Here is a 25,119-nt window from a genome sequence, read left to right on the forward strand (position 1 = left end):
ACTACGGCTTCGTGATTTTCTATTAAAACCGGACCTTATAAACGGGATTCGCATGTCAAGTTTCAATCGCCGAAAAGCGAAAAACAATACTTCTGCATTTTCCAGAGTCCGTCCTATCGGCAAGCTGGCTCGTGGCGCGCATGCAGTGCGTCATGATGACGATGGTGATCTGATGGTGTCGACTCCCAAGGGGCGTCCGCGCGGTATTTATTTGCTGCCGAATGCATTTACTACAGCAGGCCTTTTTTGCGGTTTCTACGCCATCGTGATGGCGATGGGACAAAAATTCGATCACGCAGCAATTGCGATTTTTGCTGCAATGTTGCTCGATGCAATTGATGGGCGCGTAGCACGTTTGACGAATACGCAAAGTGAATTCGGCGCACAGTACGATAGCCTTGCAGATATGGTCTCCTTCGGCGCGGCACCTGCCTTGGTGGTTTACATCTGGGCCTTGCAGGGATTAGGTAAACTGGGCTGGCTGGCGGCATTTGTATATTGCGCCGGCGGTGCATTGCGACTGGCAAGGTTCAATACGAATATTGCCGTCGTAGATAAACGCTACTTTCAAGGTTTGCCCAGTCCGGCGGCGGCGGCACTGGTCGCGGGTTTCATCTGGTTGATGCAGGATCTTGGTTATGCGGGTGGCGAATTGAGTTGGGCCGCATGGGCAATTACTTTGTATGCTGGATTGACGATGGTTACGAACGTTCCGTTTTATAGCTTCAAGGACATCAATTATCGTAAGTCTGTGCCGTTTATTGCGGTCTTCTTGATTGTGCTGGCATTGGTTGCCGTAGCCGGTGATCCGCCTAAAGTTTTGTTTGGCATGTTCGTTTTGTATGGTTTGTCTGGTTATGTCATTTACTTTTGGCGTCTCGCAAAAGGCAAGCCGGTCAGTATTGTGCAAACGGAAATGGATACACACGATTGAGTTTTATTAAGACGTGCAGAGATTTTTATCTGACATCGCTTTAGTCAATTGAAATACCGAAATTCAAATATTGAGCCCGTGCTCAGGAGTGGAACATGGCAGTCGATTCAAACAAACTGATAATTTTCGATACGACTTTGCGAGATGGTGAACAGTCGCCTGGCGCATCAATGACGAAAGACGAGAAGATCCGTATCGCCAGACAGCTTGAGCGTTTGAAGGTGGATATTATCGAAGCAGGCTTTGCGGCGGCATCGCAAGGTGACTTTGAATCGATTCATGCGATCTCCGGCATTATCAAGGATGCGACGGTGTGCTCATTGTCGCGCGCGAATGACAAAGATATCGCACGTGCTGCCGAAGCATTGGCACCGGCCGAAAGAAAACGTATTCATACCTTTCTCGCGACGTCGCCTTTGCATATGGAAAAGAAGCTGCGCATGACGCCGGATCAGGTGTTTGAACAAGCCAAGATGGCGGTTCGCTATGCACGCAAGTTTACCGATGACGTTGAATTCAGCCCGGAAGATGGCAGCCGTTCGGACATTGATTTTCTTTGTCGCGTGATTGAAGCGGTCATCAAAGAAGGCGCGACCACCATCAATTTTGCCGACACCGTCGGTTACGGTGTACCTGAGTTGTACGGCAATATGCTCAAAACCTTGCGTGAACGCATTCCGAATTCAGACAAGGCGGTATGGTCCGTGCACTGCCACAATGATCTCGGCATGGCGGTCGCCAACTCGCTCGCTGGCGTGATGATAGGCGGCGCACGTCAGGTCGAATGCACGATCAATGGTTTGGGCGAGCGTGCGGGAAATACCGCACTTGAAGAGATCGTGATGGCAGTGCGTACGCGCAAGGATCACTTCAATCTCGAGATCGGCGTCGATGCTTCACAGATAGTGCCGACTTCCAAACTGGTCTCTCAGATCACCGGCTTTGCCGTGCAGCCGAATAAATCGGTAGTGGGAGCGAACGCGTTTGCCCATGCATCTGGCATTCATCAGGATGGCGTCTTGAAGGCACGTGATACCTACGAAATCATGCGTGCCGAAGACGTAGGCTGGACCGCAAACAAGATCGTTCTGGGCAAGCTGTCAGGTCGCAATGCCTTCAAACAGCGTCTTGAAGAATTGGGAATCACGATGGAATCGGCGGCTGACACGGACGCCGCATTTATACGTTTCAAGGAACTGGCTGATCGCAAGTCGGATATCTTCGATGAAGACATCATGGCGCTGGTATCTGATGAGCAGCAATCGCATGAGAAGGAATATTACAATTTCGTCTCTCTGACTCAGCAGTCATCCAGCGCAACCAAGCCGGCAGCCAGCGTCGTATTTTCGATAGGTGGCAAGGAAGAAATCTGCCAAGGTGAGGGTAACGGTCCGGTCGATGCGATCGTTAATGCGATCGAGTCGAAAGTCGCAAGCGGCGCGGAACTGCTTTTATTTTCAGTTAATGCGATTACTACGGGTACCGAGTCGCAAGGTGAGGTCACGATGCGGTTATCGAAAGCCGGGCGTATCGTTAATGGCGTTGGTGCGGATCTGGATATCGTGATCGCTTCGGCAAAAGCCTATATTTCAGCACTGAACAAATTGCATTCGAAGATAGAAAAACTGAATCCTCAATTGTAAATTTCTGAGCAAATTCAATTCGCTACGCAACCAAGTTGAAATGTTGCGATGTCGAAATTTAAAAAGGCCTTGCCGAAATGCAAGGCCTTTTTATTTCTATATGGTTGATATGGCACAGTAAAAGTGATGCGCTTAGGTGCGCAAACACACGATCAGGCGAGAAATATGAGAATAAAATAATCCGTAAGTGGGAAAGAGCCGGCACACACGGTGAGGGGGCAGCATGGATGCAAACAAATCGCACTTCATGAACTTGCTTTTGGCGAGTCTCGCCATCGCCTTTTTGTTGATTGCTGCCACTGTTACAACCGTGTCGTGGTCGCCACTCGTGCCCGAAGCAATAATTGTCGATATAAATCGCAGTAAAGTTGAAACATATGATGAATTTTCATCTTATGTCGCATTACATCAAACCGAATCCTGGCACTACACTGGGGCCTTGCACTATCCGTTACAGATTGTGGATTGCCTGAAATAGTAAGGTCGAATTTTCTAGGAATATTAATGCTGCAAGCTCGCCGGGCGATCTGGCGATGTACCTTTGGCTGACACAGAATGGACTTTTTCTATCGGAGCTGTAGTATGAATTGCTTCGATAAACTGGTCTGCAGCCATCGGTCGGCCCAGCAGATAGCCTTGCATCGTATCGCATCCTAGTGATGTCAAGTATTCCTGCTGCTCGTTAGTCTCCACTCCTTCGGCAACCACACGTAGATTCAATGAACGTCCCAAGGCAATGATGGCCGCGACGATGGAGGAGTCATCACCGCCTTGTGCGAGATCGCTGATGAAGCCTCTGTCTATTTTGAGTTCGGTCGCTGGCAGACGTTTCAGGTATAGCAGACTGGAATATCCGGTGCCGAAATCGTCGATGGATATATCGATACCCAAACCGGAAAGTTGATCGAGTATCGCGAGACTCGCTTCCACGTCGTGCATGGCGGTTGACTCGGTAACCTCTAGCATCAGTGCATAAGGCGGCAAACTGTTACGCGCCAATGTCGCTTTCACGAGTTCAATCAGGTCGTCGTTGCTAAACTGAACCGCTGATAAATTGACCGCGACTTTCCAGTGTCGATTCCCTTCGTCATGCCATATACGCATTTGGCGGCACGCCTCATCCAAAACCCATTCACCGATCGGTACTATCAGGCCGGTTTTCTCTGCCAGTGCAATGAAGTCGATAGGTGCAATCATGCCGCGCGTAGGATGCTGCCAGCGCAAGAGTGCTTCTGCACCGATCACCGTGCCGTCCGGCGTGTTGAATTTCGGCTGGTAATGCAGTCGAAATTCCTTGCGTTCGAGCGCAAGGCGCAGATCTTGTATGACCTGTAGCTGGTTATGGGCATTGGTATTCATTGACGATTCAAAGAAATGGTAACCGTTGCGTCCGGTGCTTTTGGTGTGATACATCGCCGCATCGGCATTTACCAGCAAGTCGTGCGCAGTCTGTCCGTCATCCGGATAAATTGTGATCCCAACGCTGGCGGAGACGCCCAGTGTATGGCCATCAATATCAAATGCTTGATTGATGATATTGCACAGTTTGACTGCCACCGAAGCGGCGTCTTCCGGCTCTGCAACTTCAATCAGCAAAACGAATTCATCGCCGCCGAGTCGTGCCGCCGTATCCTGTGCGCGTATGCTGCCGCGTATCCGTTGCGCTACTTCGATCAGCAGCATGTCGCCGATGTGATGCCCGAGTGAATCGTTGATTGCCTTGAAGCCGTCAAGATCGATAAACATCAGCGCAAAGCGCGTGTGTGTTCTCTCCGCTTTGCGCAACATTTGATCCAGCCGGTCTTCCAGCAAGGTCCGGTTAGGCAGTTTGGTCAGATTGTCTTGCAGCGCTTGTTGAGTTAACTCCTGATTGGCGACTGCCAACGATTGAGCGAGCAAGCTGGTTTGTGACTCGAGTCGTGCATCCAGTACCGACGTAAGCAGGGCAATGGCCAGGACTGACAGCGTCACGATGATCACGACTAGCGCTAACCAGCCTGGAAGAATACCTTCGCTTGCGGCAGTACAAATGCTACCGACAGGGAAGTTCGCTGCTGCCATGCCTGTGTAATGCATGCCGATGATAGCGACGCCCATGACAATCGCGGCCATTGCACGGGCGCGTTTCATGTGCGGTTTATTTTTTCTTAAAGTAAATGCTATCCACAGTGCAGCACCAGAGGCGGCGACAGCTATCAGTACTGAAAGCGAAAACAATAGGGGATCGTATTCAATCGCGGGTGTCATGCGCAATGCCGCCATACCAGTGTAATGCATGGCAGCGATGGCTATCCCCATCAGCAAGGCACTGACAATCAACTGCAAGAACGACAAGCTGGGTTGGCTGATGCGCCACAACGCAAAGCCGGAAGTCACAACGGCGATTAGGAGCGAGGCTATCGTCAATGCCAAATCATAACCAAGTGCGATGGGAAGGCGAAACGACAACATGCCGATGAAATGCATGGACCAAATGCCGACGCCCATTGCGAAGGCACCGCCAACCAGCCACAAAGCAGCACCTTTATGTTGCGTGGCATTAATGCGTCCGGCCATATCCAGCGCAGTATAGGATGCCAGGATTGCAACCAGCAAAGAGATAAAGACGAGGAGCGTATCGTAGTGTGCTGTGTAGTAGGCCGTTAACATAGTCGAAACTTTATTCTTCAGTAATCAAACAAAAAGCAAGAACGGTGCAGAAGTTGCTCTGTTCACAAAAAGTATTGGATGCACGGAGAAAATATTGTGTGCAAACGGGAACACTCCAGAAAAATCATCAATCCCATTTTCTGGAAAACAAGGCGCTGAAACAGTAATTTACGCTGTCACACGATGTCTGAGCATCTGAAGACATGATGACAAAAGCGATAGAAGAATTTTTTTAGGCCAATGCTATGTCGGCCGGGATATTGTACCTTGCCATCAAGAAATTAGTTTTTCCGCTCCATATGGTTTGCATACTTCAGTTTCTATTTTTCAATTTATTCCTCTTCTAAAAAAAATAATAAAAATGCATGCATTTGAACTTTTATGTTCGATGTCGAACAGATAAGAATGTGCCTGTCCTTCATAGTAAATTGAATATCGGCACATCTATTGTCGACGGCCTTTGTGATAGAGATTCTTAACAAGAGCTTTGTTTTTGCTGAAAATTTTGTTGTGTTTACATTGTTGAAGAGCAACTGCAGAGTCTTTTCTTCTCTATTTAACCCGCGTGATAAACGCGATGTCTTGAAAGGAAATGTGATGAATAACGACGTGATCTCTACTCTCAACGATCTGATTGAAACGTGTAAGGACGGTGAGGAGGGTTTTAAAAGTTGCGCCGAAGATATCAGTAATGCGCAGCTCAAACAGACCTTGATGGCTTATGCAGAAAGTTGCTCGGCGTCTGCTCGTGAACTAACTGCGCTGGTGATTGCATACGGCGGAGATCCGGAAACGAAAAGCAGCCTTGCGGGTAGCTTGCATCGTCGATGGATAGATATTAAATCTGCGGTAATGGGCAAGGATGATGAAACAGTATTGAGCGAATGCGAACGCGGTGAAGACGTCGCCAAGAAAAGCTATCGTCATGCGCTTGAAAAAGATTTGCCGCTGGATGTCAAGGCCGTGATCGAACGTCAATATCAGGGCGTGCTGCAAAATCACGATGCCATCAAAAGTCTGCGTGACCGCGCTCGTGCATCAGCCTAGTAAAGGTGGGGCGCGTCAATATGGCACGCCCTTTCTCTAAATTGAATCTCTAAAATTCAAGGAGTATCAACATGGCGGAATCAAGAATAGAAGCAGTAACCGGTGACCTGAAAACATTGTCTCAGGATACAAAAAAAATGGTTCAGGAGGCGCAAGAAGATGCGATGCGAAAAACTGGTGAGTTGAGCGAAAAGTGTATGGAATTATTTAATTCTGCTATCGCCACTGCAAAGGAAGTACCAACAGTTGCTGCCGCGAAGACCAAGGAGGTTGCAGCGTCGACGGATAACTACGTCCATCAAAATCCGTGGAAGGCAGTGACACTATCTGCAGGTGTTGGTTTGCTACTAGGCATTATCTTCGCAAAAAAGAAGTAGTTTGCCCAACGTGACTCAAGTCACACCGCTTGAAGAAAAAATCCTGTTGCACATTCTGTGTCACAGGATTTTTGCGTACATGGCATGCGACCCTAATACCCGTGAGTAGACTTATTCAGTGGCAGGCGGATAGAACGGAGCCTTGGGGCTGATGATATTGCCTTGAGCGTACGTTATCCCTATGCTTCTCAATTTTGTCAGTGTGTGTTCATCTTCAACATGCTGCGCGATGGTTTCTATACCCATCACGCCGCTGATGTTTTGTATCGCCTCTATTTTGGCGTAGTCCACGGGATCATTTGCCATGCCTTTGATGTAACTGCCATCAATTTTCAGAAAGTCCACATGCAAATGTTTGAGGTAGGCAAATGATGACATACCGCTGCCAAAATCATCGAGTGCGACCCGGCACCCAAGTGGTTTGAGCTTGCCGATGAACTCCAGTGCACGGGTCAGATTAGTGATGGCTGTAGTCTCGGCAATCGCAAAACAAATAGAATCAAACGGAAGAGCGTAGTGAGCGAACTGTTCCTTGATAAAGTCGAGAAAATTATCATCATCCAGCGAACTGCCGGAAATCTTGACGAACATCAAATGAAGATTTCCGTTTGGCTCTTTCTTGATCGCGGCAGCCTGCTGTGCAAAAACGGTACGTATGATCCAGCGATCAATAGTCGGCATGAAGTGATAGCGTTCAGCGGCGGGAAGAAAAGCTGAATTCGGAATCAAGTTTCCAAATTCATCCGCCATCACCAGGCTTAACTCGTCAAAGGAAAAGTTTTTCTTGTTGGGTTGAATGCTGACAATCCGTTGCGACAGCAAATGGAAGTGGTCGTTTTCGAACGCCTTTTGGATGCGTTCATTCCATTTGATCTCGCCTTCACGTGCGGCAAGTAAATGATCTTCATGGCGGTAAATATGTACACGGTTACGGCCGGAATCCTTTGCGACATAACAAGCAGTGTCGGCAGCACTTAACAGATCGGGCAAGGAGAGAGCGTTGGTGCTGAAATTCACCAAACCTATGCTGACACCGATAGGAAATATTTTGTCTTGCCAGACAAAATGGAAATCGCAAATTGTTTGGCGCAATTTTTCCGCAATACGAATGGCTGATTCAGGCGAACAATTTTCCAGGAATGCACCAAACTCGTCGCCACCCAATCGTGCGAGCGTGTCACTTTCTCGGACCAGCGGTTGCAGCAAGGCTGTTATTTGCCGCAACAGTTCGTCACCAGCGCTATGACCGCAGGTGTCATTGACTATCTTGAATTGATCCAGATCCAGATACAGCAATGCATGCTGCTTGGATTGACGTGCGAGTGTATCGATTGCCAGTTCCAGCCTGCGTTCAAATTCGCGTCGATTATATAAACCGGTAAGTGGATCATGCGCGGCTTGATGCGATAACTGAATAGCGAGTTTGCGTGAATCGCTGACATCGTGGAATACGAGTACAACGCCGATAATCCAGCCATCGCGGTTGCGTATCGGGGCAGCTGAATCTTCCACTGCGTATTCCGTGCCGTCGCGACTGAGCAGAACCGTATCCTTGATTAGTTCGACATTGCTTTGCTGCGCCAGTACCAGTTCAACCGGATTGGGAACGGATTCACGCGTAAAGCCATTGATAATCTTGAACACATGCGTCGACGGCAAGCCTTGTGCTTCGATATTTTTCCAGCCAGTCAGATTTTCGGCGACATGATTCATGTATTCGATATTGCCGAGATTGTCGGTTGTGATGACCGCATCGGCAATCGATTCTAGAGTAACCTGCGCCCGTTCTTTTTCCGCGAACAAAATTGCCTGAGAGAGTTCACGGTCCGATTCGTGCTGTTGCAGTGACGCCACCATGCTGTCGAACGCACGTGCCAGTTGGCTGATTTCTTCCTTGCCGTATTTGATGCCGGTTCGCGCATCCAGATCACCGGCGGCTACTTTATCTGCTGTTTTCACCAATGCTTTGACGCGCCGCAGAATAATCACATCGCCGACAAACCATGCAGCCAGCAAAGCGAGCAAAGCGATGATGGCCAATGTGGTCAGTTCCATCATTTGCAAATAGTTGGCTGGTGCAACGATGTCTTTGAGGGGGATACCGATGCTGACCTTGAAGTTGGAGATATTATTGGTACCCACCGGGGCAAATGCATGCAAGCGGGTAATGCCGTCTGCATCCGTGAGTTCAGAGGTGCCGAAGCCGACCTTGATCATGACGTCAAACAAGGATTGCGAGGCACGCGTGCCTATCCATTTGTCAGGATCCGGCCGTCTGGCGATGATGGTGCCGTTGCTGTCCGCCGTGATCAGCACAGCTCCGGCAGGCAATGCAATGTCGCTGACAAATCGATCCAGGTAGTTCAAATCCAATGCTGCAAAAAGCACGGATTGCACGTTGCCATTATTGTCGAATACCGGATACGTGAGATTAATCGCATGTTTGCGTAAAGCATTGCCGAACACATAATCGCCTGCGATAAATGTCTTTTCCTGAACCGCGCGTTGGAAATGCGGGCGATTCGCCACATTGAGTTTGCCATTTAAGGGCAAGGCGCTGCAATTGACGTCGCCGTTGAGTTGGATCAGACCGAAGTTGACGTAGCCGTCATTCATTTGGAGAATTTTGGCCAGGAAATCGCTGCAGGTTCTTGTATCTGCCCGCAGTTCGGGCAGCGTCGAAAGAACACTCAATAATTGTTTGGTACCTTCGAGAGAGCGCGCTTCACTGGTGGCAGCTAGTTGAGTCAACTGCTGCAAGTTGTCTTCCGCCATATGCACGGCTTGCTGTCTTTCTTTCCATGCGCCATAGACGGTCAGAATGACAGGCGGCACGATCGCGAGCAGCACTAAAACCAGCAAGCGGACTCGCAAGCTGTCGAAATTGAAATAGGCGCTAAGAGGTTTGTTCAATGCTTGGACTTTTAAGATGACCGTCGATCAAAAACTGCGGCAGGTACGGAAAGCCGACAAATTCGACCGTGATAATAAGGACTGGCTGCGCGCCGAAGATTTAAACGGCTGTGGCTGCCATTTCACCGCTATTCAGACCTTGTCATTCGGAAAGAGTTTCCTGAACAAATCGCAATGACCCAAATAGCGTATCTCATTGATCGCAATGCATAGTCATCAGATTGCGCGGCGCATTTTTTGAACGGTGTAATCCTTGACTTCTTTTGGCGGCTTGACCAGCTTGACAATAGCTAAAGTGCAATTGTCTGCTTTACCGTTAACAGCGCGCTCCCGCGCTTTGGCGATCAGCATTTCACTGGCCTTGCGCGGAGAATTCATTGCAATTGCGGCACCTAATTCCGCTTCATTGAAATAGCGCCATAGCCCATCGCTGCACAGCAGAAAGGAATCGCCAATTTTCAAGCCGTCGCGCCGGTTGATGCTCAGGGTGAAATCACTGCTGCTACCCAATACATTGACCAGCAGATTCACCAGTAGTGGGTCTTTGGCTTTACTCTCGTCGAGCTTGTTTTCCGCCTTTAACTGTTCGAAATAGGTATGGTCGGTAGTCCGCTTTACGCAATTCGGTCCTTCGAAGTAATACAGTCTGGAGTCGCCTACGTGCGCCCAAATTGCGCTGTTTTCCGGTGTGATGATCAGAAGTGCCACTGTGCTGTGCGGCTTCTTGTCGGACGACATTGCGGACAGCTTGATGACGGTGTCAGCTTCTTTTGCAATGCTGTGCAGAATCTCTTCAACCGTATCTGTAAGGGGAGAAAAGCGTTCGAAGATTTGCTGCGCAGTATTGATAACCTGTTCGGCTGCCAGCGCACCCATATTGCCCATGCCGTCCGCCACGACCGCCATCATGTAGCCAGGTGCTTTGGGCGCAGCAAACAAGGCGGTTCGGTCTTGTTGTTCTTCGCGATCGCCAATATGCTGGCCGGTTCCTGCTTCTATCTTGTATTGGCTCATACGTCTGGGTGGATTAAACTATGCACATAAATTGTTGCGTTTGATTATTGCATGCGTGATTGGCAGGTAGTCAAAGGCAGCCCGTTTAAATTGTAAGAATTTTTTACAATTGGGTTTATTTGTATTTATGACATAAAAACAGGCCACTCTATGCATGCGGCTGGCTTTAGATGCAGAATCAGCTGTTTTTTGTAGAAATTTTGCTACGGCGACATCGGTATGTGCCGGTTTCGTTTTGTGGCATGCACGGGGGATGTATCCTCATTGAACTGCAATATCGCCCAAGAATGACAACATGACTATAAGTTCTCCACAAGCTATTCACCAACGTATTGTTGAGCTGGAAGTTGAACATCGCGACCTCGACGAAGTGATTGAGACGTTGATCCACGATGGGCGGCATGAGGAGTTACAATTGCGTCGTTTGAAAAAACGAAAATTGCAATTGAAGGACAACATTACGTTGCTCAAAATGCAGCTGATTCCTGATATACCTGCTTAATTATTTGCCTAAGCCTGGGCGCGAGATAGAGCAGGGGCATCCATCCGCATACTCGCAAGCTTTCATATTCTTCCCTCTGCAAGCCTGCTTTCCCGGGTGCAGACATTTCGTCGTTTAACGCATTACCCAAGAATTTATTTTGACCGCCGAAATCGCAGCACTGCCCGCTGGAGCCACATCGGCTTCCACAAAAGTCGCCACCCATGATGCCGAAATCGATCAGCTATTTGGTGTCGATAGCCCGTTGGGGCATGCGGTAGGCGGCTTTCGTCCGCGTCAATCCCAAACCGAGATGGCCAAGGCAATCGCGAATGCAATTGCCAATCAAAATACGCTGATCGCGGAAGCCGGTACCGGTACCGGTAAAACCTTTGCCTATCTGGTCCCGTCCTTGTTGTGGGGCGGAAAAGTGATTATTTCTACCGGCACCAAGAACTTGCAGGATCAACTTTTCCTGCGTGATATTCCTACTGTACGTAAAGCCCTGGCGGTTCCGGTTTCGGTTGCCTTGCTCAAGGGCCGTGCCAACTATGTTTGTCACTTTCATCTCGAGCGCACATTGCAGAATGGTCGCCTGACATCGCGTGACGATGTGGGATATTTGCGCGAGATTTCGCGCTTCATGAAAACCACCAGTTCCGGTGACAAGGCCGAGTTGTCAAAAGTGCCAGAAACTGCCTTGGTCTGGAATCTGGTGACATCGACGCGCGATACCTGCATGGGGGCCGAGTGCCAGTATTATCAGGATTGCTTCGTGATGAAGGCGCGCAAAGAGGCGCAGCAGGCCGATGTCGTAGTGGTCAATCATCACTTGTTCTTTGCCGATGTTGCATTGAAAGACACCGGCGTGGCCGAGTTGCTGCCGTCGGCCAACACGATTATTTTCGATGAGGCGCATCAGCTCCCGGAAACAGCGACGCTGTTTTTCGGCGACACGATTTCCACTTCGAATGTACTGGAATTATGTCGCGACGTATTGGCGGAAGGCCTGTCGCATGCGCGCGATGGCGCTGATTGGGCGGCGGTCGTGACGCCAGTGGAACGTGCGGCACGTGATTTGCGCCTGACTTTCCCTCAGGATATCGTGCGTTTGGCGGTCAATCAGATCGCGCCTTCCAGCCCGTTTTTCCCGGCGCTGGAAACATTGAAGGACGAATTGGACGGCATGATAGCTGTCTTGCAAAAACAGGCTGAACGCGCCGAGACGATAGAACAATGCCGCGTACGCGGCATCGAAATTGCAACCCGGCTGGATGCATGGAACAAGCCGAAGGGTGATGTGATCATTGGGCAGGAAAGCGTGTTGTGGGTAGAAGCTTTTTCGTCATCGTTACAACTGCATCAGACGCCGCTGTCTATCGCGCCCATTTTCAACAAGCAGCGTGAAGGGGTGCCGCGCACGTGGATATTTACTTCCGCGACGCTGGCGGTCAAAAATGATTTCAATCATTACAGTGCGCAAATGGGTTTGTGGAACGAGCCTGCGCATTCTTGGCCGAGTCCGTTTGACTATGACAGCCAAGGCTTGCTGTATGTGCCCACCGGCTTGCCGCAACCGAATTCACCGGAATACACCGACGCAGTCATTGATGCGGCGTTGCCTGTAATCGAAGCAGCTGGCGGCGGGGCATTTTTATTGTGCACAACAATACGGGCAGTCAATCGCGCAGCAGAGCGCTTGCGTGAAGAATTTGAACGCAGGAAATTGCCATTCCCATTGATGGTGCAGGGCGAGGCGGGGCGCACCGAATTGCTGGACCGATTCCGCGCAGCCGGCAATGCAGTATTGATAGGTAGTCAAAGCTTCTGGGAGGGTGTCGATGTACGCGGCGATGCGCTATCGCTGGTGATTATCGACAAATTACCCTTCTCGCCGCCGGACGATCCAGTACTGGCGGCGCGCATAGAAGCGCTGGAGCGCAAGGGCATGAACGGCTTCATGCATCATCAATTGCCGGCGGCCATTATCAACCTGAAGCAGGGCGCTGGACGCCTGATCCGCGATGAAACCGACCGTGGCGTGCTGATGATTTGCGATCCGCGCCTTATTTCTAAGCCCTATGGCAAACGGATATGGCAAAGTCTGCCTTCGTTCAAGAGAACCCGCGAACTGGATATGGTGCGCACGTTTTTTGCATCGACTTTAGTGGTGGCCGAGGATGCAGAGTAATAATTAGACGGGTTGCAACTATCTGCCCGGCAACCTTGCTCAGTATGAAAGCTTGTTTAGGAAGCGGGATTGCTTCAGGTAAAATTCATCCATGAAAATTCTTATCAGTAATGATGACGGCTATCTTGCGCCCGGACTGATCGCCTTGGCCGAAGTGCTGGCGCCGATTGCCGATATCGTCGTCGTTGCGCCGGACAGTAATCGTTCCGGCAGCTCCAATTCCCTGACACTGGACAGGCCACTGTCCGTCTATCAAGCGTCGAACGGCTTTTACTTCATCAACGGCACGCCATCGGATTGTGTCCATATTGCGCTGACCGGCATTATGAGCTTCCGGCCTGACTTGATTGTCTCCGGTATTAATCAGGGGCAAAACATGGGCGACGATACGCTGTATTCCGGTACGGTCGCAGCAGCGACAGAAGGGCATCTGTTCGGTATTCCGGCGATCGCGTTTTCCCAAGTGGATAAAGGATGGGCGGAAATCAAGTCGGCCGCACGCGTGGCACGAGATATTGTTGAACGTCGTTTCGATGCACTGGCCGAGAATTTTCTGTTGAACGTCAATATTCCCAATTTGCCCTATGAACAGCTGAAGCCTGCTCTTGCCACCCGTCTGGGAAAACGTCACCAGTCGGAAGCCGTAATCAAGACACAAGATCCGAGTGGCCGGGATATCTATTGGATAGGTCCGTGCGGTAGTCAAAAAGACGCAGGAGAAGGCACTGATTTTCATGCAACGGCAGGCGGTCATGTGTCTATCACGCCCCTGCAAATTGATTTGACGCACAATGCGCAACTCGCAGTATTGAAGAAAGTGTTGGGATGACGGACAAAACCAAGCGTTTCCCATTATCGCTTTCATCGGTTGCGGAGAAAGCCCCGCGCAATGGTGCCCGCAGTGAGCCGCATCGCAATGCGAATGGAAAAACCGCCACGCCGCAAACGGCCACGCTGAATGCCTCTCGTCATGCAGTGACTCCCGTCGCACGAATGGCATCGAGTTCGACAAACACACACCGGCAGACACAGATTTCCCATAGCGCTACCGCGCCCGCAGCTGGCAGTCGAGCCACGCCCTTGGTTTCCGATGCGATACGCAAGGCCATGACTGCGCGCGTGGCCAAGCAAGGCGTCAAGGACAGCAAGGTATTGGCTGCAATGGAGGCTGTGCCGCGGCATTTATTCATGGAGCCGGCTTTGGCAAGCCAGGCTTATATCGACGCTTCCCTGCCTATCGGCTATCACCAAACGATTTCCCAACCTTACATCGTCGCAAGAATGATTGAAGTCATGCGGAACAATATTGCCGGTGGTGTACTCAATCGTGTGCTGGAAATCGGTACCGGTTGCGGTTATCAGGCGGCAGTCTTGGCGCTGGTCGCGAAGGAAGTTTATTCAATCGAGCGCATCAGGGGTTTGCATGAGTTGGCCAAGACCAATTTGAGGCCCATGCGTGTAGCAAATATCCGCTTGCATTATGGAGATGGTATGCTTGGTCTGCCACAGGCAGCCCCGTTTGACGGCATTATTTTAGCCGCAGCCGGACTGGAAGTGCCACAGGCCTTGCTGGAACAAATGACAATAGGTGGTCGCCTGGTTGCCCCAGTCGGTGATCGTCATCAAGTTCTGCAATTGATAGAGCGCATCAGCAAATTTGAATGGAAAAGTTCGACGCTGGAGGATTGTCATTTTGTGCCACTCCGTCCAGGTACCGTAACTTGAACGCCGCGCACAAACACCGGTAAAAAATAATTGAACGTAAAGAGAATGAAAAAAATTCGACTCACATTGTTGGCATTGCTGATTGGCTCCTTGGCTGCTTGCGGCACGCCCCATCGCGCTGCCCCTGTAACAGAACGCACCATAGGCGGCACGTCTTCCTCTGCCAAAGCATCGGCAGAAGATCGCAATTTTTATACCGTCAAGAAGGGGGATACTTTGTATCGCATCGCCCTGGATTTCGGTCAAAGCTACAGCGAACTGGTGACTTGGAACAAGTTGTCCAATCCAAACGATATCAAAGTGGATCAGGTGTTGCGTGTAGCACCGCCCGAATCGCCATCGCCGCGCAGCAGTGGCGGTGCACAAATAGGCGCGATCGCAACTCCTTCAGGTACCGAGGCGAGAACCTTATCGACGCCGCCGTCGATGACGAGTGGTAATAAAACTGCGCCGCGTGGCGAAAAACGCCCATATTCCGACAGTAATCTGGCCGAAATGCAGAAATCCGAAGGTACTACCGCCACCGCAACACCGCCATCCAAGCCCGTCGAAACTGCTGCAGCAGCGACAGATGACGAAGCTGTGTCATGGATGTGGCCGGCAGATGGCAAGGTCGTCGCCACTTTTGATGATAATAAAAAAGGTATCGATATTGCCGGTAAATCAGGCCAGCAAGTGCTGGCTGCCGGCTCCGGAAAGGTCATGTATGCCGGCAGCGGAATTCGCGGTTACGGTAACCTTGTCATTGTCAAACATACCAGTACCTTGCTGTCGGCCTACGCGCATAACAAGGCGATTCATGTGAAAGAAGGCCAGAATGTCAGCAAAGGGCAAAAAATTGCCGACATGGGCGATTCAGACGCAGATGCAGTCAAACTGCATTTCGAAATTCGCCAGCAAGGCAAGCCCGTCGACCCATCCAAGTTTTTACCAAGCCGCTAATGACACATAACCGGAATGCCCAGGCAGACGACGAGGAAAACGCTGAGCTCGCGTCCTCGGGGCTATCTTTCCATTCCGGTAATGATGAAAAGGATGATGACGATGAAGTCGAAGCCGTCGAGGCCGATGAATCGCATGAGCAGCTTGTGGCAACAGTTGAAGTTGCCGGCATTGATGAGCTTAAAAAGGTTCTGTCGACGGAACTTTCCACCGATGCAACTCAGCATTATCTGAATCAAATTGGTACACGTCCGCTGCTGACAGTGCCGCAAGAAGTACACTTTGCGACATTGGCCAAACAAGGCAATTTCGAAGCACGCCAGAAAATGATTGAGCACAATCTAAGGCTGGTGGTGTCCATTGCCAAACACTATGTCAATCGTGGCGTGGTTCTGCTGGACCTGATCGAAGAGGGCAATCTTGGTTTGATGCGCGCTATCGATAAATTCGAGCCGGAGCGTGGCTTTCGTTTTTCTACCTATGCGACCTGGTGGATACGCCAGAGCATAGAGCGTGCGATCATGAATCAGGCACGCACAGTGCGTTTGCCTGTGCACGTGGTGCGCGAGTTGAATCAAACGCTTCGTGCAAAATTCCATCTTGAAGCGCAGCATCACGACGGCAAGGATGCAACTGCCGAAGATATTGCGCATCTGGTAGATCGTAGCGTAGAGGACGTGCAGGATATTCTTGCCTTGTCCGAGCATGCCAGTTCGCTGGATGCGCCGCTTGATGGGGACCCTCAATCCAGCCTGATGGATCTGCTGCAGGGTGATCATGCGAACGATCCCGATGCGGTGGCCGAACATCACGAAATGACGGTGCTGGTACGTGATTGGCTGGATAAATTGCCGGATAAGCAGCGCCTGGTGATTACGCGTCGCTTCGGTCTTGATAATGATGATCCTGCAACTCTGGAAGAGTTGGCATTAGAAATGCATGTCACACGTGAACGAGTCAGGCAAATTCAGCAGGAAGCATTGATTAAATTGAAGCGCTCGCTGACCAAGACCGGTGTAGGAAAAGATTCGCTGTTTTAACGCAAGACTATGGCGAGAACACATTGGATTTGCCGCGAAAGAGCGGCAGTTTGCTATCATCCGTTTTCTTTTGACACCTCTCGTTCCTATTTTTAATGCAAGTCCGGTATTGCCGGGCTTGCTCATCTGATTCAATCCCTATGCAGCAAACTATTATTGATATCGAGTCCCTCGACATGGAAGCACGCGGTGTCGGCCATCTGAAAAATGAAGATGGTACGCCCGGCAAGGTCGTGTTCGTCGAAGGTGCATTGCCGAGAGAGCGCGTGGTCTACTCTTCCTATCGCAAGAAGGCGAATTGGGAAGCAGCAAAAATGATGGTTCTGCTCAAGGAGTCATCACTACGCACCAAACCTAAATGTGCCTATTTCGGCATTTGTGGCGGTTGCTCCATGCAGCACCTTGAGCCGAGTGCACAGGTCGCGCTGAAGCAACGCATTCTCGAAGACAATCTCAAGCATATCGGCAAGGTGAAGGCCGAAACCATGCTGCGCCCGATACATGGGCCAACCTGGGGCTACCGTTACCGAGCGCGTATTTCGGTACGCAATGTGCCGAAAAAAGGCGGTGTGCTGGTTGGTTTCCATGAGCGAAAATCGTCCTACATTACGGACATGAAGACCTGCGAAATTCTGCCCGCGAATGTCTCGGCGATGCTGGTGCCTTTGCGCCAGTTGATCGCCTCGCTTTCCGTCATTGATCATGTTCCACAAATTGAATTGGCAATAGGCCAGGGAGCTGAAGAGAAAATTACCGCCATGGTATTGCGCATCATGACCGAACTCTCAAGTGCCGACGAAGAGAAACTGAAAACGTTTGCCGATCACTACAAGGTGCAATGGTGGTTGCAGCCAGCGGGCCCCGATAGTGCCTATCAGTTTTATCCAGCAGACGAAAATCTGCACTACGCCTTGCCTGAATTTGGCGTCACGATGCCTTTCAAGCCTACCGATTTCACGCAAGTGAATCATCAGATCAATCGGGTACTTGTTGCGCGTGCATTGCGTTTGCTGGATACGCAAGCGACGGACCGCGTCGCCGATCTATTCTGTGGCCTGGGTAATTTCACCTTGCCGATCGCAACGCAGGCGCAAGAAGTTGTGGGCATTGAAGGCAGTACAAGTTTGACCGAACGCGCGCTAGAAAACGCACAGGCAAACCAATTGGCTGACAAAACCTCGTTTTACTCGCGCAATCTGTTTGAGGCGAAAACCGATGATTTTATTGCGCTGGGTAAATTTGATCGCATGTTAATCGACCCGCCTCGCGATGGCGCGTTGGCCGTATGTGAAGCCTTGGCCGGATTGCATGCTGTGCGGCCTGACCTGATGCCTAGTCGAATTGTCTATGTGTCATGCAATCCGTCCACTCTGGCGCGTGATGCGGCAGTATTGGTCAATGACGGTCCTTACCAGTTGAAAAATGCCGGTGTGGTCAATATGTTTCCGCATACTTCACATGTCGAATCGATGGCGGTTTTTGAGCTGAATCAGTCAAAAAATCCTGCCGCATAAGTTCAATTGTATGCATTGAAAAGCCGACTTTGATGTCGGCTTTTTTGTGTTTATTGCAAGAATTTCCGAATGAATTTAGGCGCTGCACATTAACTAATTATCATGGAATTTAAACAAGTATGACTTATTCTAAGAAGGTATCAAGGTCTGCCGTTTAATGGTTTTCTTTGGATTTGATGGTTGATGCGTAAACAAATTTTGGCGCGAAAAGGCCGTGCGCTTGATGATCGATCTCAGGCGCACTATGGCTCAGGCATAAAACCAGACGGCCCTGCTCATAAATAGGGTGTTTCATGCTAGAATCGAAGGTTAATTGAGTTCTCAATTTTTCGTCTTAACCCTTTCTTTTTATTGGAGTTTTTTCAGATGGCAATCGAACGCACACTGTCGATTATTAAACCGGACGCAGTCGCTAAAAACGTAATCGGTCAGATTTATTCCCGTTTCGAAGGCGCTGGCTTGAAAATCATCGCTGCTCGCATGACGCAATTGTCGCGCGCTGAAGCCGAAGGTTTCTACGCTGTACATAGCGCACGTCCTTTCTTCAAGGATCTGGTCGACTTCATGATTTCCGGTCCGGTGATCATTCAAGTTCTGGAAGGCGAAAATGCCATTGCCAAGCACCGCGACCTGATGGGCGCAACCGATCCTAAGAAAGCAGAAAAAGGCACTATCCGTGCTGATTTCGCTGACTCGATCGATGCAAATGCAGTGCACGGTTCCGATGCAGAAGAAACAGCGAAAGTTGAAATCGCTTATTACTTCCCTGCGTTGAACGTTTACTCGCGTTAATTCGCGAGTTTATTTCGCGTTTAATTTGTAATGCCGCGCTTCGTTAATGTATTTTCATTGACGATCAAGCGGCAACAAGAAGTGTTTTTATGACGATTCTCACCAATCTGCTGGATCTGGATCCTGCACAGCTCATCGCTTATTGTGGCGAGCTGGGTGAGAAGCCGTTCCGCGCAAAGCAGTTGCAGCGCTGGATACATCAATTTGGTGCCAGTGATTTTGACGCGATGACGGATTTGGCCAAGTCGCTACGCGACAAGTTGAAGACGCGCGCGATGATTGCTGCGCCCGCTGTGATTTCCGATCACACCTCATCTGACGGGACGCGTAAGTGGTTGATCGACGTAGGGCAGGGGAATGCAGTCGAGACTGTTTTCATCCCCGAGGAAAACCGCGGCACCTTGTGCATTTCGACACAAGCGGGTTGTGCGGTAAATTGCCGGTTTTGTTCAACCGGGAAACAAGGTTTTAACCGCAATCTGTCAGTAGGCGAAATTATCGGCCAACTGTGGATGGCAGAATTTGAATTGCGCCGGACCAAGGGCATAGAACCTGGTCCAAAAGGCGAGCGCCAGATCACCAACGTCGTGATGATGGGTATGGGCGAACCGTTGCTGAATTACGAGCCGACGGTTACGGCACTCAAGTTGATGCTGGACGATAACGCGTATGGTTTGTCGCGGCGTCGTGTGACCTTGTCGACCAGTGGCGTTGTGCCAATGATCGATAAGCTTTCGCAGGATTGTGCGGTGGCATTGGCGGTATCGCTGCATGCTTCGAACGATTCCTTGCGGGACGGTCTGGTGCCATTGAATAAAAAATATCCGTTGAAAGAACTGATGGCGGCATGCAAGCGCTATCTGGAATTTGCGCCGCGTGATTTTGTGACGTTTGAATATTGCATGCTCGATGGTGTCAACGACAGCGATCAGCATGCGCGCGAATTGCTGGCGCTGGTGCAAGGTAAAGACGGTGTGCCATGTAAATTCAATCTGATTCCATTCAACCCCTTCCCTGAGTCGGGTTTGACACGTTCCAATAACCCTCGCATCAAGGCGTTTGCCAAGGTGTTGATGGATGGTGGGATCGTGACGACGGTTCGCAAGACCCGCGGTGATGATATCGATGCAGCTTGCGGTCAATTGGCTGGCGAGGTGCAGGACCGCACACGGGTGCAAGATCGCATGAAAAAAATGGCCGAGTATCAGGAAAAATTCGGTAAGGATTTTGGACGTATCGTGGAGATTCCATCTTGAAAATAGCGCGTCCTGTAACCTACTTCGGCATCACTCTATTCTCTATGTGCTTGTTGGCTGGGTGCGTAACTAGTAGCACCACCAGTTCGTCCAAACAAGATGGTGATGCGATGACTGTCGCCGGTCCCGATAAGTCAGATAATCAGAGACGTGCCCGTATTCGTCTGCAATTGGCAAGCGAGTATTATCAGCAAGGTCAGATGAATGTTGCATTGGATGAAGTCAAGCTGGCATTGCAGACAGACTCCGAATTTTCCGATGCATATAGCATGGCTGGATTGATTTACATGGATCTGGGCGAGACCCGTTTGGCCGAGGAGAATTTCACGCGGGCTTTGCGCTTGGCGCCCAACGACCCGGACTTGAGTAATAACTATGGCTGGTTTTTGTGTCAGAACGGCCGTGCTCAGCAGTCAATAGCGTATTTTGAATCTGCTATACGCAATAAGGCGTATCGCTCACCTGCCAAGGCATTGAATAACGCAGGTACCTGTAGTTTGATTCTGAAAGATGCAGTGACCGCAGAGCGTTATTTTAATGAAGCCTTTCGCTACGACCCGGGTAACCCGACAACGAATACCAATTTGTCGCGCATCAACTATGAGCGCGGAGATTTTGAGCGAGCCCGTTTTTACATTACGCGCGTTACGAAGGCGGATGTGCTGACCGCAGAAGTGTTGTGGTTGGCGATTAAGGTTGAGCGCAAGATGGGCGATCGCGCATCTGAAGCCAGTTTTGTGACGCAGTTGCGTCGCCGTTATCCAAACTCAAATGAATTTGCGGCTTATCAGCGTGGAGCCTTCAATGAATGATGAAGTATCAGTAAGCGAACAGGTGGAAAAAACTGCTTCAGCCTCTATAACTGCCGAAGCGGTTGCGAATACCGTCGAGTCCATAGTGCCGGCAGGAGCGCAACTTGCAGCGTTGCGAGAGGCGCGCGGTTGGACAACTGCGGAAATCGCGAGTCAGCTCAATCTTGCCAACAGGCAGATTCAGGCGCTGGAAGCGGACAATTATGCGGCTTTGCCAGGCATGGTCATCGTGCGCGGTTTCGTGCGCGCCTACGCCAAGGTATTGCAGACGGATCCTGCGCCTATCCTCGCCGCGATTGTTGATGCCAATGCTGAGCCAGTCGCGCAACTTGCAGAACGTAATACACTTTCGGCTTCGTTTTCTGAAACCAAGCTGTCGCCTTCCGGTCCGCGTGGTTTTTCATTCAAGGTGATAGTGGGCGCCGTACTTATTGCGGTGCTTGGCGTCGCAGTCTTTGCCGGACAGCATTTTGGCTGGATCCCGTCGTCAATGACGTCGCAGACATCCAAAGTCGAAGAAAAACTTGCCCCGATAGAGACTGGGGAAATCGTCGAGGCGCCTCCCTCGCAAGCTGAAGTAATTGAAACAACGGTGGCGCCCAGCACCAATGAGTCGAAACCGGCGAATATGACTTCGACGATATCGACGCCAGTGCCGGCTGCCTCAGCTCCAGCTGCGCCGGAATCAAAGGCGGCAGTTGTTGATGCGAAGCCTGCTGCAGCACCTGTAGTGCCAGCACCAGCTGCGGTATCGAAACCAGTTGCGGCAGCAGATGCGAATAAAATTCCCGTCGCGCCGCCGCTTGCTGTTGCCGTTCCGGTGAACAGTAAAGACGCATTGGCGATCAAAGTGCGGGAGGATTCATGGGTAGAAATCAAGCGCGCAGATAATAGCGTTCTGGTTTCGCGTCTGCTGAAAGCTGGCACATCCGAAGTCGTTGCCGTCACAGAGCCTGTATCCATGGTTATCGGCAATGCTGCTGGCGTGGACGTGAGCTTGCGCGGCAAGCTTATCGATGTTGTCACTGGCAATTCCAGTAATGTTGCTCGTTTGAATTTGAAATAATTTGCGTATGTCTTCCTCTGATCCGATTGCTACTGGTTCTTTAGCGCGTCGTAAAAGTCGTATCGCGGTGGTCAGTTACGGCGGCCGCGAAGTGCGTATCGGCGGCGATGCGCCCGTGGTGGTGCAGTCTATGACCAATACCGATACCGCAGACATCATCGGCACTGCAATCCAGATCAAGGAATTGGCGCGCGCCGGTTCTGAGCTGGTGCGTATTACCGTGAACACGCCCGAAGCTGCAGCGGCTGTTCCTGAAATTTGCGAACAGCTCGACAAGATGGATATTGTCGTGCCGCTGGTGGGTGATTTTCACTACAACGGCCACAAGCTTTTAAATGACTATCCTGATTGTGCAAAAGCGCTGGCGAAATATCGTATTAATCCGGGCAATGTCGGCAAAGGTAACAAGCGCGATACGCAGTTTGCCCAGATGATTGAAACTGCATGCCGTTTCGATAAGCCGATACGCATAGGCGTCAATTGGGGCAGTCTGGATCAAGAACTGCTGGCGCGCATCATGGATGAAAACGCTGCAAGAGCGAATCCATGGACTGCACAGGCGGTCATGTATGAAGCCTTGGTGACCTCTGCAATTGAAAACGCCATGCGTGCCGAAGAAGTGGGCCTGGCCGGGGATCGCATTATTTTGTCGTGCAAGGTATCGGGCGTGCAGGATTTGATCGCGGTTTATCGCGAACTCGCGCGTCGCTGTGATTACCCGCTGCATCTCGGTTTGACTGAAGCGGGCATGGGTAGTAAAGGCATCGTCGCTTCGACCGCTGCGCTGTCTGTGCTTTTGCAGGAAGGCATAGGAGACACGATCCGCATTTCGCTGACGCCTGAGCCGGGTGGCGATAGAACGCGCGAAGTAATCGTAGGTCAGGAAATTTTGCAAACCATGGGTTTGCGTAAATTTACGCCTATGGTGATCGCATGCCCAGGTTGTGGTCGCACAACGTCGACGGTATTCCAGGAATTGGCAGATGGTATTCAGACATATCTGCGTGATCAAATGCCTGTCTGGAAAAAACAATATCCTGGCGTTGAGGCGATGAACGTGGCAGTGATGGGTTGTATCGTCAACGGTCCTGGTGAATCGAAACACGCAAACATCGGCATCAGCTTGCCGGGTACTGGTGAGTCGCCAGCGGCGCCAGTATTTGTTGATGGAGAAAAAACCGTCACGCTCCGTGGCGATAATATTGCCGCAGAATTTCATGCGATCGTACTTGATTACGTCAAGACGCGTTACGGTAAAGAAAACACCGCCGCATAGTTTTATGCGCTGCTGAAAATAAACGATGTTGCTCACGAATCGTGCAGCGTCAAACAAGTTAAAGATAAGTTTTTAAAAATAAATGTCAGATACCAAAAAAATAGAAAAAATTGTCGGCGTGAAGGGAATGAACGACATTCTCCCAGTCGATGCGCCTATGTGGGAATTGTTTGAAAATACCGTACACACGGTTTTGAAAAGCTATGGTTTCCAGCAAATTCGCACGCCTATCGTCGAGCCAACAGCATTGTTCTCACGCGGCTTGGGCGAAGTCACCGACATAGTCGAGAAGGAAATGTATTCCTTTACCGATTCGATGAACGGCGATGAATTAACCTTGCGTCCGGAATGCACTGCAAGCGTTGTGCGCGCCGCGCTGGAGCACAATCTTACTTACGACGGCCCCAAGCGCTTGTGGTATTCGGGCCCGATGTTCCGTCACGAAAGACCGCAACGCGGTCGTTATCGTCAGTTCCATCAGATAGGAGCGGAAGCGATCGGTTTTTCCGGCCCGGATATTGATGCAGAACTGATCATGATGTGTCAGCGTTTGTGGGATGACCTTGGCTTGCAGGACGTGCGTCTGGAATTGAATTCCATTGGCAATGCCGAAGAACGCAACAAGCACCGAGCGGACTTGATTGCCTACTTTGAACAAAATGCTGAATTGCTGGATGCCGAAGCGCAAAAACGTTTGCACAGCAATCCCTTGCGTATTCTTGATACAAAAAATCCGACCATGCAGGATATGGTCAATGCGGCACCTAAGCTGCTCGATTATCTGGGCGAAGATTCGCGTGCGCATTTTGAAGGCGTGCAAAAAATCCTGAATCACAATGCAATTCCATTCACAATCAATCCGCGCCTGGTGCGCGGCATGGATTATTACAATCGTACCGTGTTCGAATGGGTAACCGACCAACTCGGTTCGCAAGGCACAGTGTGTGGCGGCGGGCGGTATGATCCGCTGGTCGAAATGTTTGGCGGCAAGCCTACGCCAGCCTGCGGTTTCGCAATGGGCGTCGAACGCCTGCTTGAACTGATGAAAGCTAGCGGTGAAAAGTTTGCGCCGAATCAATGTGACGTTTACATCGTGCATCAAGGCGAGCCAGCTCAGCTGCAAGCCTCGGTGGTCGCAGAGCGTTTGCGCGATGCAGGTTTGGATGTGCTGTTGCATTGCGCATCGTCAGCCGGTATCGGTAGTTTTAAATCTCAGATGAAGCGTGCAGATAATAGCGGTGCAGCTTATGCGGTGATCATTGGCGAAGATGAAATCGCACAAGGCATGGCCGTTGTTAAAGAAATGCGCGATTCAGAAGGCAAGCAATCGAATGTTGTATTCGAAGGCATCGCCGATTATCTGGTCGACCAAATTGTTGGCGATGATCACGATCATGATCACGGCGACCACGTTCACTATCACCATTAATTCACCACTAATATCAGA

At 50.5% G+C, this 25,119-nt stretch carries 22 protein-coding genes; 19 read left to right on the forward strand and 3 right to left on the reverse strand.

Features of this window, described 5'->3' with window-relative positions:
- The first annotated feature begins 52 nt into the window (after positions 1-52).
- The 3 genes from pssA (at position 53) to ACFQO0_RS12860 (ending at position 3,055) form a co-directional block, all read left to right on the forward strand.
- Positions 53-934, forward strand: a complete 882-nt coding sequence (gene pssA / locus ACFQO0_RS12850) for a CDP-diacylglycerol--serine O-phosphatidyltransferase (protein WP_382235242.1) — start codon at positions 53-55, stop codon at positions 932-934.
- A 95-nt stretch (positions 935-1,029) separates the two neighbouring features.
- Entirely contained in the window at positions 1,030-2,577 is a 1,548-nt protein-coding gene (locus tag ACFQO0_RS12855) for a 2-isopropylmalate synthase (protein WP_382235244.1), read from the forward strand.
- 223 nt (positions 2,578-2,800) lie between these two features.
- A complete protein-coding gene (locus tag ACFQO0_RS12860; protein WP_382235246.1) occupies positions 2,801-3,055 on the forward strand; it encodes a hypothetical protein in 255 nt (84 codons plus the stop codon).
- A gap of 23 nt (positions 3,056-3,078) precedes the next feature.
- Here ACFQO0_RS12860 and ACFQO0_RS12865 read toward each other — a convergent pair whose 3' ends face one another.
- A complete protein-coding gene (locus ACFQO0_RS12865; protein ID WP_382235248.1) occupies positions 3,079-5,226 on the reverse strand; it encodes a putative bifunctional diguanylate cyclase/phosphodiesterase in 2,148 nt (715 codons plus the stop codon).
- 597 nt (positions 5,227-5,823) lie between these two features.
- On the opposite strand from ACFQO0_RS12865, the gene ACFQO0_RS12870 reads away from it, so the two are divergent.
- Positions 5,824-6,273, forward strand: coding sequence for a ferritin-like domain-containing protein (locus ACFQO0_RS12870; protein WP_382235916.1), 450 nt, complete (start codon positions 5,824-5,826; stop codon positions 6,271-6,273).
- A 71-nt stretch (positions 6,274-6,344) separates the two neighbouring features.
- Complete coding sequence (locus ACFQO0_RS12875; RefSeq protein ID WP_382235250.1) at positions 6,345-6,650, forward strand: ElaB/YgaM/YqjD family protein; 306 nt, start codon at positions 6,345-6,347, stop codon at positions 6,648-6,650.
- A 111-nt stretch (positions 6,651-6,761) separates the two neighbouring features.
- Here the strand turns inward: ACFQO0_RS12875 and ACFQO0_RS12880 are convergent, their stop codons facing one another.
- Positions 6,762-9,563: an EAL domain-containing protein gene (locus ACFQO0_RS12880; protein ID WP_382235252.1), complete on the reverse strand. Its 2,802-nt coding sequence runs from the start codon at positions 9,561-9,563 to the stop codon at positions 6,762-6,764.
- Positions 9,564-9,579: 16 nt separating this feature from the next.
- On the opposite strand from ACFQO0_RS12880, the gene ACFQO0_RS12885 reads away from it, so the two are divergent.
- The gene (locus ACFQO0_RS12885) at positions 9,580-9,741 is read left to right on the forward strand and encodes a hypothetical protein (RefSeq protein WP_382235254.1); all 162 of its coding nucleotides are present in this window, start codon (positions 9,580-9,582) and stop codon (positions 9,739-9,741) included.
- A gap of 38 nt (positions 9,742-9,779) precedes the next feature.
- On the opposite strand, the gene ACFQO0_RS12890 is transcribed toward ACFQO0_RS12885, so the two are convergent.
- Positions 9,780-10,577: a PP2C family protein-serine/threonine phosphatase gene (locus ACFQO0_RS12890; RefSeq protein WP_382235256.1), complete on the reverse strand. Its 798-nt coding sequence runs from the start codon at positions 10,575-10,577 to the stop codon at positions 9,780-9,782.
- A 295-nt stretch (positions 10,578-10,872) separates the two neighbouring features.
- On the opposite strand from ACFQO0_RS12890, the gene ACFQO0_RS12895 reads away from it, so the two are divergent.
- The 13 genes from ACFQO0_RS12895 (at position 10,873) to hisS (ending at position 25,101) form a co-directional block, all read left to right on the forward strand.
- Complete coding sequence (locus ACFQO0_RS12895; RefSeq protein WP_382235258.1) at positions 10,873-11,079, forward strand: YdcH family protein; 207 nt, start codon at positions 10,873-10,875, stop codon at positions 11,077-11,079.
- A 139-nt stretch (positions 11,080-11,218) separates the two neighbouring features.
- Complete coding sequence (locus tag ACFQO0_RS12900) at positions 11,219-13,249, forward strand: ATP-dependent DNA helicase (RefSeq protein WP_382235260.1); 2,031 nt, start codon at positions 11,219-11,221, stop codon at positions 13,247-13,249.
- 91 nt (positions 13,250-13,340) lie between these two features.
- A complete protein-coding gene (gene surE, locus ACFQO0_RS12905; protein WP_382235262.1) occupies positions 13,341-14,078 on the forward strand; it encodes a 5'/3'-nucleotidase SurE in 738 nt (245 codons plus the stop codon).
- Positions 14,075-14,974, forward strand: a complete 900-nt coding sequence (locus tag ACFQO0_RS12910; RefSeq protein ID WP_382235264.1) for a protein-L-isoaspartate(D-aspartate) O-methyltransferase — start codon at positions 14,075-14,077, stop codon at positions 14,972-14,974. Before surE ends, ACFQO0_RS12910 begins: the two co-directional genes overlap by 4 nt.
- A gap of 45 nt (positions 14,975-15,019) precedes the next feature.
- Complete coding sequence (locus ACFQO0_RS12915; RefSeq protein WP_382235266.1) at positions 15,020-15,916, forward strand: peptidoglycan DD-metalloendopeptidase family protein; 897 nt, start codon at positions 15,020-15,022, stop codon at positions 15,914-15,916.
- Positions 15,916-16,956: an RNA polymerase sigma factor RpoS gene (rpoS, locus tag ACFQO0_RS12920; protein WP_382235268.1), complete on the forward strand. Its 1,041-nt coding sequence runs from the start codon at positions 15,916-15,918 to the stop codon at positions 16,954-16,956. The genes ACFQO0_RS12915 and rpoS overlap by 1 nt, the downstream gene beginning before the upstream one ends.
- 140 nt (positions 16,957-17,096) lie before the next feature.
- The gene (rlmD, locus tag ACFQO0_RS12925; RefSeq protein ID WP_382235270.1) at positions 17,097-18,470 is read left to right on the forward strand and encodes a 23S rRNA (uracil(1939)-C(5))-methyltransferase RlmD; all 1,374 of its coding nucleotides are present in this window, start codon (positions 17,097-17,099) and stop codon (positions 18,468-18,470) included.
- A gap of 366 nt (positions 18,471-18,836) precedes the next feature.
- Positions 18,837-19,262, forward strand: a complete 426-nt coding sequence (ndk, locus tag ACFQO0_RS12930) for a nucleoside-diphosphate kinase (RefSeq protein ID WP_382235272.1) — start codon at positions 18,837-18,839, stop codon at positions 19,260-19,262.
- A gap of 89 nt (positions 19,263-19,351) precedes the next feature.
- Positions 19,352-20,518 carry a dual-specificity RNA methyltransferase RlmN gene (gene rlmN, locus ACFQO0_RS12935; protein WP_382235274.1) on the forward strand — a complete coding sequence of 389 codons (1,167 nt, stop codon included), beginning with the start codon at positions 19,352-19,354 and terminating at the stop codon, positions 20,516-20,518.
- A gap of 44 nt (positions 20,519-20,562) precedes the next feature.
- Positions 20,563-21,330 (forward strand): type IV pilus biogenesis/stability protein PilW, encoded by a 768-nt coding sequence (pilW, locus tag ACFQO0_RS12940; protein WP_382235919.1) that lies wholly within the window; start codon positions 20,563-20,565, stop codon positions 21,328-21,330.
- Complete coding sequence (locus tag ACFQO0_RS12945) at positions 21,323-22,396, forward strand: helix-turn-helix domain-containing protein (protein ID WP_382235276.1); 1,074 nt, start codon at positions 21,323-21,325, stop codon at positions 22,394-22,396. Before pilW ends, ACFQO0_RS12945 begins: the two co-directional genes overlap by 8 nt.
- A 7-nt stretch (positions 22,397-22,403) precedes the next feature.
- A complete protein-coding gene (gene ispG, locus ACFQO0_RS12950; protein ID WP_382235278.1) occupies positions 22,404-23,672 on the forward strand; it encodes a flavodoxin-dependent (E)-4-hydroxy-3-methylbut-2-enyl-diphosphate synthase in 1,269 nt (422 codons plus the stop codon).
- A gap of 82 nt (positions 23,673-23,754) precedes the next feature.
- Positions 23,755-25,101, forward strand: coding sequence for a histidine--tRNA ligase (gene hisS, locus ACFQO0_RS12955; RefSeq protein ID WP_382235280.1), 1,347 nt, complete (start codon positions 23,755-23,757; stop codon positions 25,099-25,101).
- Positions 25,102-25,119 lie beyond the last annotated feature (18 nt).

The sequence above is a fragment of the Herminiimonas aquatilis genome (assembly GCF_042665175.1).
GTDB lineage: Bacteria > Pseudomonadota > Gammaproteobacteria > Burkholderiales > Burkholderiaceae_D > Oxalicibacterium > Oxalicibacterium aquatilis.